Origin of the sequence: Sinomonas flava, from assembly GCF_039531875.1 — a bacterium.
GTDB classification, from domain to species: domain Bacteria; phylum Actinomycetota; class Actinomycetes; order Actinomycetales; family Micrococcaceae; genus Sinomonas; species Sinomonas flava.
In genome coordinates this window covers 1-8,773 of the sequence record NZ_BAAAQW010000011.1, presented here as the reverse complement: position 1 = coordinate 8,773, position 8,773 = coordinate 1, and the positions used below count along the sequence as shown (strand labels likewise).

Annotated in this window: 11 protein-coding genes; 8 read left to right on the top strand and 3 right to left on the bottom strand. The window is 70.6% G+C overall.

Going from position 1 to position 8,773, the window contains the following annotated elements:
- On the bottom strand, positions 1–663 hold a 663-nt coding region (locus tag ABD298_RS15860), incomplete at its 3' end, for a hypothetical protein (RefSeq protein WP_344300744.1).
- 211 nt (positions 664–874) lie between these two features.
- On the opposite strand from ABD298_RS15860, the gene ABD298_RS15855 reads away from it, so the two are divergent.
- The 4 genes from ABD298_RS15855 to ABD298_RS15840 are packed head-to-tail and all read left to right on the top strand — an operon-like array spanning position 875 to position 3,853.
- Positions 875–1,636, top strand: a complete 762-nt coding sequence (locus ABD298_RS15855; protein ID WP_344300742.1) for a Pr6Pr family membrane protein — start codon at positions 875–877, stop codon at positions 1,634–1,636.
- Between the two features lie 53 nt (positions 1,637–1,689).
- The gene (locus ABD298_RS15850) at positions 1,690–2,424 is read left to right on the top strand and encodes a Pr6Pr family membrane protein (RefSeq protein ID WP_344300741.1); all 735 of its coding nucleotides are present in this window, start codon (positions 1,690–1,692) and stop codon (positions 2,422–2,424) included.
- 9 nt (positions 2,425–2,433) lie between these two features.
- Positions 2,434–3,036 carry a dihydrofolate reductase family protein gene (locus ABD298_RS15845; protein WP_344300740.1) on the top strand — a complete coding sequence of 201 codons (603 nt, stop codon included), beginning with the start codon at positions 2,434–2,436 and terminating at the stop codon, positions 3,034–3,036.
- A 1-nt stretch (position 3,037) separates the two neighbouring features.
- Positions 3,038–3,853, top strand: coding sequence for an IclR family transcriptional regulator (locus ABD298_RS15840; RefSeq protein ID WP_344300739.1), 816 nt, complete (start codon positions 3,038–3,040; stop codon positions 3,851–3,853).
- Positions 3,854–3,856: 3 nt separating this feature from the next.
- On the opposite strand, the gene ABD298_RS15835 is transcribed toward ABD298_RS15840, so the two are convergent.
- Entirely contained in the window at positions 3,857–5,332 is a 1,476-nt protein-coding gene (locus ABD298_RS15835; RefSeq protein ID WP_344300738.1) for an aminotransferase class I/II-fold pyridoxal phosphate-dependent enzyme, read from the bottom strand.
- A complete protein-coding gene (locus tag ABD298_RS15830; RefSeq protein ID WP_344300737.1) occupies positions 5,332–6,594 on the bottom strand; it encodes a cytochrome P450 in 1,263 nt (420 codons plus the stop codon). The genes ABD298_RS15835 and ABD298_RS15830 overlap by 1 nt, the downstream gene beginning before the upstream one ends.
- A 174-nt stretch (positions 6,595–6,768) precedes the next feature.
- Between ABD298_RS15830 and ABD298_RS15825 the strand changes: the two genes are divergently transcribed.
- The 4 genes from ABD298_RS15825 (at position 6,769) to ABD298_RS15810 (ending at position 8,679) form a co-directional block, all read left to right on the top strand.
- Positions 6,769–6,987 (top strand): hypothetical protein, encoded by a 219-nt coding sequence (locus ABD298_RS15825; protein ID WP_344300736.1) that lies wholly within the window; start codon positions 6,769–6,771, stop codon positions 6,985–6,987.
- A gap of 474 nt (positions 6,988–7,461) precedes the next feature.
- The gene (locus ABD298_RS15820; RefSeq protein ID WP_344300735.1) at positions 7,462–7,758 is read left to right on the top strand and encodes a hypothetical protein; all 297 of its coding nucleotides are present in this window, start codon (positions 7,462–7,464) and stop codon (positions 7,756–7,758) included.
- A 269-nt stretch (positions 7,759–8,027) separates the two neighbouring features.
- Positions 8,028–8,342, top strand: a complete 315-nt coding sequence (locus tag ABD298_RS15815; protein WP_344300734.1) for a hypothetical protein — start codon at positions 8,028–8,030, stop codon at positions 8,340–8,342.
- Positions 8,343–8,388: 46 nt separating this feature from the next.
- On the top strand, positions 8,389–8,679 hold the full coding sequence (locus tag ABD298_RS15810; protein ID WP_344300733.1) for a hypothetical protein: 291 nt from the start codon (positions 8,389–8,391) through the stop codon (positions 8,677–8,679).
- Positions 8,680–8,773: the final 94 nt, after the last annotated feature.

Below are 8,773 nucleotides of genomic sequence, written 5' to 3'. Positions count from 1 at the left end.
GCTCATGCCGCTCGAGGCGCTCGGGCTGCTCGCGCCATTCGACGACGAACCCGACCCGCCGCCGTCGTGCATGTGGCCTTGGCCGAACCCGGTGTCCGTGGTGACGGTTGCGTAGTCCGCGCTGACCTCGTACTTCACCCTGGTGCCGTTGGAGGTCCCGACAACGTCGAACGAGCCGTCGGAGTCCTTCCACGACCTCTCGATCGTCGCGCCGGCGTCCTTGGCCTTGACGGCCGCCGTGACTTTGGCGAGCTCGTCGCTGGTGAGTGCCGGCTGCTGGCCCCCGCGCATCCCGCGGTGGCCAGCGTGGTCGTCTGCGGTGACGGTCGCGTAGTCCGCGCTGACCTCATACTTCACGGTGGTGCCGTTGGACGTCGCCATCGCGTCGAAAGATCCGTCCTCGTCCTTCATCACCTTGGAGACCTGGGCGTTCGCGTCCTTCGCCTGGATGGCTGCCGTGACCTTGGCGGTCTCGTCGGCCGACGCGTCGGTGTGCTGGTGCCCTCCACGGCCCTGGGCCGTTCCGGAGCCGGCGGTGCCGCTCGACGACGGCGAAGGGCTGGGCGTGGACGCCGCGTTCGCGACCGCGGCCCCACCCCCGATGAGCCCGGCGACGGCGACGGCCGACGCCGCGGCGTAGCCGATGCGCTGGGTGATCTTCATGGTGTGCCTCCTGTCGTGCCGGGCGGCGCTGTGCCGCACCGTTCACTCCACGATGCCCGGCGAACCTGTCATTCGCCTTTCGAGGGGTTGTGCCGGGCGTGAGAGTCTGCTGGGGAAGCACTGCAACGACGCTCGGCGCTCGAGCGGCTCAAGCTGTCGAGGCGGGCCTTCGGCTCTGGAAAGAGAGCACGCCGTGGCCCAGACTGGCCCCATGAGCGGCCCAGCGACGGCGAACCCTCCCCTCGAGCGCAACCTCGGCTTCAACCACGCGCTGCACCCTGACCGGCCGTGGATCCGCCTAGTCCGCGCGGCGACCGGGCTCGCGATGCTCGCCTCGCTCGCCCAGGAGACCTACGACGCCACGCAGCCGGGCAACTCGGTGGACATCCCGCAGCTCTTCTCCCAGTTCACCTTCCACTCGAACCTCGTCCTCGGGATCATGTTCCTCGTCGCGGCGACGCGGCGGGGCGAGGCGCTGCCGCGCTGGTGGGACCACGTGTCCGGGGCGCTCGCGTTCTACCTCGTGATGACCGGCATCGTGTACGCCGTGCTCGTGGCCCCTCCGGGCGAGCCGTGGTGGACGCTCAACCTCTACTGGCCGTGGATGGTCACCCACAAGATCGCGCCGGCGGTCGCCGGCCTCGACTGGCTCCTGGTCACGCGCACCACCCGCGGGCCGTGGTGGCGGCCGCTCGCCTGGATGGGCTACCCGGCTGCCTTCCTCACGTTCTCGTGGATCCGGGGCGCCCTCGACGGCTGGTACCCCTACGACTTCCTCAATCCGACGCTCGACGGCGGCTGGTCGGCCGTGCTGGTGGCTGCCGCCGAGGTGCTGGCCGCCTTCCTCGTGGTCGGCGTCGTCGTGCACGCTGCGGGGAACGCCAGAGCGGCGCTCGCGGTGGGCCGCCCGCCGCGCCGGGGCCCCTTCGGGCGCCTGCGCGCTGGCAGCAGGGCGGCCAGCAGAACGGCCTGACGCCCGGACCTTCGCCTCTGGGACGGCCGGGAGCGGCGGCGGACACTGGCTGCATGAGCGGCCCATCGACGCTGAACCCGCCGGTCGAGCGGAACCACGGCCTCATCGGCGCACTGGACCCGGACCGGATGTGGATCCGACTGCTGCGCGCGCTGGTCGGAGTCTCCCTCCTCGTGGCCCTAATCCAGAAGACGCTGGATGCCACATTGCCGACCAACGACGTCGACATCCCGCAGCTCTACTCCGAGTTCACCATCCAGTCGAACCTGGCGCTCGGCGTCGTGCTCATCGCCTCGGCCGCGTTCCCGCGGGCGGCGCTCCCGTCGTGGTGGGACCACCTCTTCGGCGCGCTCGTCTTCTACCTCGTGATGACCGGCATCGTGTACGTGGTGCTCGTCGCCCCGCCTGAGGAGCCGTGGTGGACCTTGGACCTCTACTGGCCGCAGATGCTCCACCACCGCATCGCCCCGCTGTTCGCGCTGCTCGACTGGCTCGTCGTCAACCGCACCGTCCGCGGCCGCTGGTGGCGCCCCTTGGCGTGGATGGTCTACCCAGCCGCGTTCCTGGTCTTCTCGTGGATCCGCGGCGCCATCGACGGGTGGTACGTCTACGACTTCCTCGATCCGACGCTCGACGGCGGGTGGGCGGCCGTGTTCGTCGCGACCGGCCAGGTGCTCCTCGGCTTCCTCGTGGTCGCCGTGCTCGTGCACGTCGCCGGCAACCTCCGGGTGGCGCTGGGGCGGCGTGCCGCGCATCCGGGGCGCGCCCACCAGGGGCGTCCCTCCTAGGATGTCCGCATGAGCTCGATCGTGGTCCAGGCGTTCATGACGCTCGACGGGGTCGTCCAGTCGGCCGGCGGCCGGGACGAGGACCGTGACGAAGGCTTCCCCTACGGCGGCTGGCAGAACGACTACGACGACGAGGTCGGCACGCAGCTCGTCCGCGAGTGGGAGAGCAAAACCGAGGCGCTGCTGCTCGGGCGCGTGACCTACGAGATCTTCGCCGGCTCGTGGGGCGTGTGGGACGAGGACGCGCCCGGCCTACAGGGGGAGCTGACCCGCCGGTACAACCGCATCCCCAAGTACGTCGCCTCCCGCACGCTGGCGGACGCCGACTGGAAGAACACACAGTTCCTCGGCCCGGACGTGCCGGAGGCGGTGCGCAGGCTCCGGGCGCAGCCGGGCGGCGAGATCCGCATCTGGGGGAGCACCCAGCTGGTGAGGACCCTCGCCGAGCACGATCTGGTCGACGAGTACCGGCTCCTCATCTACCCGCTCGTGCTCGGCACTGGCAAGAGGCTCTTCGCCGAGGGGTTCCCCATCTCCCGGTTCGCCCTTGCCGAGTCCCGCGTCCTGCCGTCCGGGATCGTTCTCTGCATCTACCGCCGCAACGACGGCTGAGATGGCCAACAGCTCCACGGGCGAGTCGGTGATCCGCCGGGTCGTCCGGATCATGGACGCCTTCACCCGCGACCACCCGGCCCTCACCCCGGCCGAGCTCGCCCGCGCGGCCGGCCTGTCGACGTCGACCGCCCACCGCCTCGCCACCGACCTCGCCGCCGAGGGCCTCCTTGCCCGGACCCCAGACGGCCGCTTCGCCGTCGGCGCCCGGCTGTGGGAGCTGGCGGCCCGCTCCAACCCCCTCGAGGAGTTCCGCCGTCGCGGCCTGCCCTTCCTCGAGGGCGTCCACGCCGCCGTGCGGCAGCACGTCTCCCTCGCCGTGCCGGATCTGGACACCGGCACGGTCCTGTACGTCGAGCGGCTCGACCAGCACGGCAATGCCGTGAAGAACCTCGGGGAGGTCGCCGCGCGCCTCTCGCTGACAGAGACCTCGCCCGGCCTCGCGATCCTCGCCTTCTCCCCGCCCGACGTCCGCGAGCGGGCGCTCGCCCTCGCGGCCCAGACGAACTCGGGCGGGTCCGCGCACGACGCCGCACCCCGGCTCCGCGCAGCCCTCGCCGAGGTGCGCCGCACCGGATACTGCCGGCTGGCCGGCGTCCTCGTCGAGGAGAACGTCGGCTACGCCGTGCCCGTCTTCGGCGAGGGGAACGCCGTCGTGGGCGCGATCGCGGTGGTCATGCCGCTGGAGGACGAGCGGGCCGAGCTCGTGCTTCCGGTCCTCGTCTCCGCAGGGCGGGGGCTCTCGCGGGCGATGGGTGCCGAGCGGCGCCCGTACGGCGAGAGGGCATGGCTGCGCCCGCGCGCAGACCGGCAATAGGGGTCACTCACGGACGACGCGGACGCTCTGGAGGTTCGGGTCCGCAGGGTCCGGCAGGTACAGCCCGGCCGCGAGACCGCTGAGCAGGTATTCGAGGATCGCCGGGGTGATGCGCTCGCCGGGCAGGATTGCCGGGACCCCGGGCGGGTACGGGGTGATCTGCTCAGCAGCGACCCGGCCGGCCGCCTCGGCCACGGCGACCACCTCCACCGGGCCGAAGAAGGCCGCGCGCGGCTGCTGGACCATCTCGGGCTCGAAGTCGGCGCCCCGCGGCAGGCGGATCCTCGGCGGGCTGGGCATCATCGGGGCCGCGCGGGTGAGCGCCTCCAGGGCCGCGAGGAGGCGCTCGGCGCTCGCGTCGTCGTCGGCAGTCGTGATCACCGCCTCGACGCGGCGGTGGTCCACGAGGCTCATGTCGATGCGCTGCTCGGCCCGGAGCCAGTCCGAGGCCTGGTAGCCGCTGATGCCCAGTCCGGTCACGTCGATGAGGATGTGCAGCGGGTCCAGGTCGTGGGATGCCTCGGCCTCGAGCAGCTCGTCGTGGGGGACGTGCAGGCCCGGGAGGGCCTCGATGTCCGCGCGCAGGCGCTGGGCGAGCTGGATGGCGCGGTCCAGGAGCTCGGTCCCGTGGAGCGCCATCTGCCGGCGCCATCCGTCGATCCCTGCGTAGAGCATGACGTTCGAGCTGGTGCTCGCGAGGAGGTCGGCGCACTGCTGGAGTCGGACGGGGTCCACGAGCGATCCCTGCAGGTGGTAGACGGAGCCCTGCTCGAACCCCATGCCCATCTTGTGCACGCTCACTACGCAGATGTCGGCGCCGGCGGACATGGCCCACGTGGGCAGCCCGTCGTGGAACGGCAGGTGCGCGCCCCAGGCCTCGTCCACGATGAGCGGCTTGCCGCGGGAGTGGCAGACCTCCGCGATGGCCTCGAGGTCGGCGCAGGTCCCGTAAGGGGTGGGGCTGACGATCAGGGCCGCCGCGGCGTCGGGGTGCCGCTCCCACATCTTCTCGACCGCCTCGGGCGCGGGAGGGTGGGCGAGGTGCAGGTCCTCGTCGTAGCGCACGGGGATCCACTGCGGGCGCAGCCCCGAGAAGAGCAGGCCGGCGGTGACGGACTTGTGGGCGTCGCGGCTGATGAGGATCTCGCTCTCGCCCTGGGTGATGGCCAGCATGGCGGCCTTGACCGAGAGGGAGCTGCCGCACGTGGAGAAGAAGGCCTGCTCGGCACCGACGGCCTCGGCCATGAGCTTCTCAGCGTCGCTGAGGACTCCGCCGGAGGCCTTGCGGTCGTCGAGCCCGGCCGTGGCGAGGACGTCCGAGCGGAACGTGTCCCGGCCGAGGGCCTCGATCGTGCGGGGGTCCGCGCCGCGCCCCTGGCGGTGGCCCGGGGGCGTGAAGCCGTACCGGTCCAGTCGGTGGTACTCCTCGAGGGCCTCGAGCACGGGAGCCTTCGTCTGGTCCATCTTCTCCTGACCCATCAATGTCCCTTCGTGCTGGTGGGTGTCTGCCTGCGGGTGAGCACGACGCCGCTCCTCGGCGCCGCGGGCATGTGCCGCAGATCGATCGTGAGGTCCTGGATGCGCGCCTCGAACTCGGGGTGCTCGCCGACAACGCGCGCCGCGGAGCTGATCAGGCCCAGAGTGGCGCCCTCGCCGGGGCAGCGGTGGCCCGTGACCACGTCGCCCCCTCCCTGGGGGATGAGGGTGTTCGGGTCGGAATTCCATCCGCGGAAGCGGTCGGGGTCGAAGCTCTCCGGGTCACGCCACACGCGCGAGTCGTGGTTGGTGCCGTACAGGTCCAGGAGGGCCATGTCGCCGGCGTCGAACTCGTGGCCGCGCCAGGCGAACCGGCGAAGGGCCGTGCCGCCCACGAGGGGGAAGAAAGGGAAGTAGCGCCGCACCTCCTGGGAGAAGAGCAGCTCGTCCTCGGCGGAGCCTTCTGCCAGCCGAGCCCGCCAGAGCGGGCGCTGGATGAGGGCCACCACGGCGAACGCCATGAAGCGCCCGACGGCGACCACGGGCCGGAGCAGGTTGAGCAGCTCGACCGCCGCGACCGGTTCCGGCAGGAGCTGGCCGTGGTCGTCGCGGTGGAGTGCGACGGCGGCGGCTGGACTTGCGCTGTCCTCCCCGGCGCCGTCCTCGCGGAGCCGGGCGATCTGCTCGGCGGCCCAGCGCTCGGTGGTGACCCGCCGGCGTCGTGCCTTCCAGTTCGGTGGCCCCAGCGATCCCGCCTTGTCCACCATGAGCCCGAATTCCTCCGAGCGCTGCTGCACGATCGCGGGCGCGGCCTCGAGGCCGGCCCAGCGGAGGGCCGCCTCCGTCAGGACGGCGCGCACCTCGGTGTCGAGCACGAAGCGTCTGCAGTCGGGCCTGCTGAGGGCGGCGTCGAAGGCAGCCGCGAACCTCTCGGCCAGGCGTTCCTCGGAGCGGTCCGTGAGCTGGTCGATGAAGAGGCGCTTGCGGCGGTGGTGGGCCAGGCCCGTGAGGGTCTGGACGCTGCCCTCGTCCTGGAGGAGGTGCTGGGCGCTGCGGGGGACGGCGTTCTCCCGGGTGAAGTTGAGCGGGTCGTAGAAGGTACCCGCGGCCTCGGCCCCGCGCAGGCACACGACCGGGCGCAGCAGGAGCCGCGTGGCGAAGAGGTCCGTTCCAAGCCGGTCGCATCGGGTTGAGATGAACGTGTAGCCCTCCCTGCGGAAGGCGAGCGTGCTGTCGGGGAGCCGTGGGATTGCTGAGGGCGCCATGGACCCGGTCCTCCCGTCGAAGGTTGGTGTCGAGCAGGCACTACCCCGTGGGGAGGCATCCAAAAGGAGCGCGCGACCCGCGCTGGTGCAGGCGGCAGTAACGCCCGGATATCGGGCTGGTAATGCGGCCCCTCCTACGCTCGTGCTTCACGAGGCGACGCGGAGGGGGCCAGGATGAGCCAGCGCAAGACGACGGAATTCATCGTGAGATTCGAGGGGAGCGAGCTCACCGATGAGCAGAGGAGACGGATCGACGACGCGATCCGGTCGGCGGTGGCCCGGTCGATTGCTGAGCTCGGGCTGCCTCAGGTAGTCCGCCCGCTGCCGCAGGGCAGCCTCGGATCGGGCGGCGGCGTCCTCACGGGTGCAGTGGCCGTGGACCCCAGTGTCTAGAGGGTTTGGGCCGATGGAAGCGAACGCAGGACACAGCTCTTCAGGGGACGCCCTCTGTCCGAGCGCGCCGCCCTCAGCAGACGCTGTGATCTTGGCGGTGGTAGGCGATGACGGCGGCCTTGCCTACGTCAGGCCGGCCCTTCCTGTAGGCCCCTTGGGCTCCGACTTCGAGTCAGGAGGCGCAGGATCGGCCCGCTTTGCGGCGCCGTGCCTCGAAGGTGGCTGCACCCACTGGCGGGACCAGCGGTGCAACCTCGTCGACACCTTGGTCAGCAGGAGCAACGAAACTCCGCGTCGGAATGACGCGCCTCGCTGCAGCATCAGGGCCATGTGCCGTTGGTTCCGGCAGGACGGGTGGCAGGCGTGCTCGGCCTGCCCTGGGGTGCGGCGGAACGATCTGATTGCCCGTGAGGACCTCGAGCGGGTCGCGTTGTCCCGCTCTGAGCCCGGACCTTCCCCCAGACAGGAGCCATGATGCCAATCCAGTACCGCGTCGACGAGGGCGATCCGTACCCCACCGCCGAACTCGCCCGGAAGGGTGACGGCCGTTACCGGTTGGAGCGCGACCTCGGTGGCGTCCAGATCCATGCCGTGGTGAGGGACGGGGAGATCGCCGCCTTTGAGGGGACCCGCGACGGGGCAGCCGTTCCCGTGACAGCCATCCAGATCCACGCGTCAGGGAACACGCACGGGATGCTTCCCGCCCGCAGCAGGTGCTGCATCTGCGTGCCGACAGAGTACGGCTACATCTGCTATGAGACGGACTGCTGAAGTGTCCGGACCCCGGACCAAGAGAGCGGCCAGGCCGCCTTGACCCGCCTGTTGACCCGCCTGGGTCGAGCGCGACCCACGCCACCGCCTGACGAGCCCTCGGGATCCGGCGGCGGTGCATTCCAACGCCGGTCAGGAAAGGCGGCCGGCGGAGCGGCCGCTCAGGCCGCTTCCGATGTCTGTATCTACGCTGCGCCTCGAGCAGGGGGGCGCTCGGGGGGAGCGGCCTGCGGGCTGGTTCCTCCGCAATAATTCACGAGGAGAAACCAATGCCCACGACCTACACCATTCACGAGGGCGAGCCGAGCGGCACGGCGAACATCGCAGCGAAGGGTGACGGCCGCCACCCCCTGGATCTGAGAGTGGACGGCGTCCAGATCTACGCGATCGTCAAGGACGGCCAGATTGCAGGCTATGAGGGCGAGCGCGACGGACGGCCGGTGGAGACGGTGACGCTCCACGAGGTCCGGCAGGGGCCCGCTGGTCCCGGTGCAAGCCCCACGATGCGCCCAGTCAACTGCTACGTCTGCATCTGCGACGACACCTGTCAGTGCTATCCGGTGGACTGCCCCGGCGGACGCTGAGACACGCGATCGACATCTGAGAACAGATCCACCAAGAGAAGAGAGCATGACGATGACCAGGACCTACACCGTCAGAGACGGAGCCCCAAGCCTGACAGAGGGGCTGGCCACGAAAGGCGACGGGCGTCACCAACTTGACGTCGACTTGGACGGTGCGAAGATCTTCGCAGTCGTGAAGGACGGGCGGATCACGGGGTACGAGGGCGAACGGGACGGGCAGCCCATCGAAACCGTGACCCTGCAGGAGATCCACGCACCGGGAGAGAGGATGGCACGCCGCTGCTACCTCTGTGCCTGCAGCGGAGACTCCTGCACCTGCATACCCATCGACTGCTGAAGGTGGCCGAGCCGGTGGTTGAGCGGACGAGCCGGTGGTTGAGCGGAGTCGAAACCACTTACGGGTTTCGACTCCGCTGCGCTCCGCTCAACCA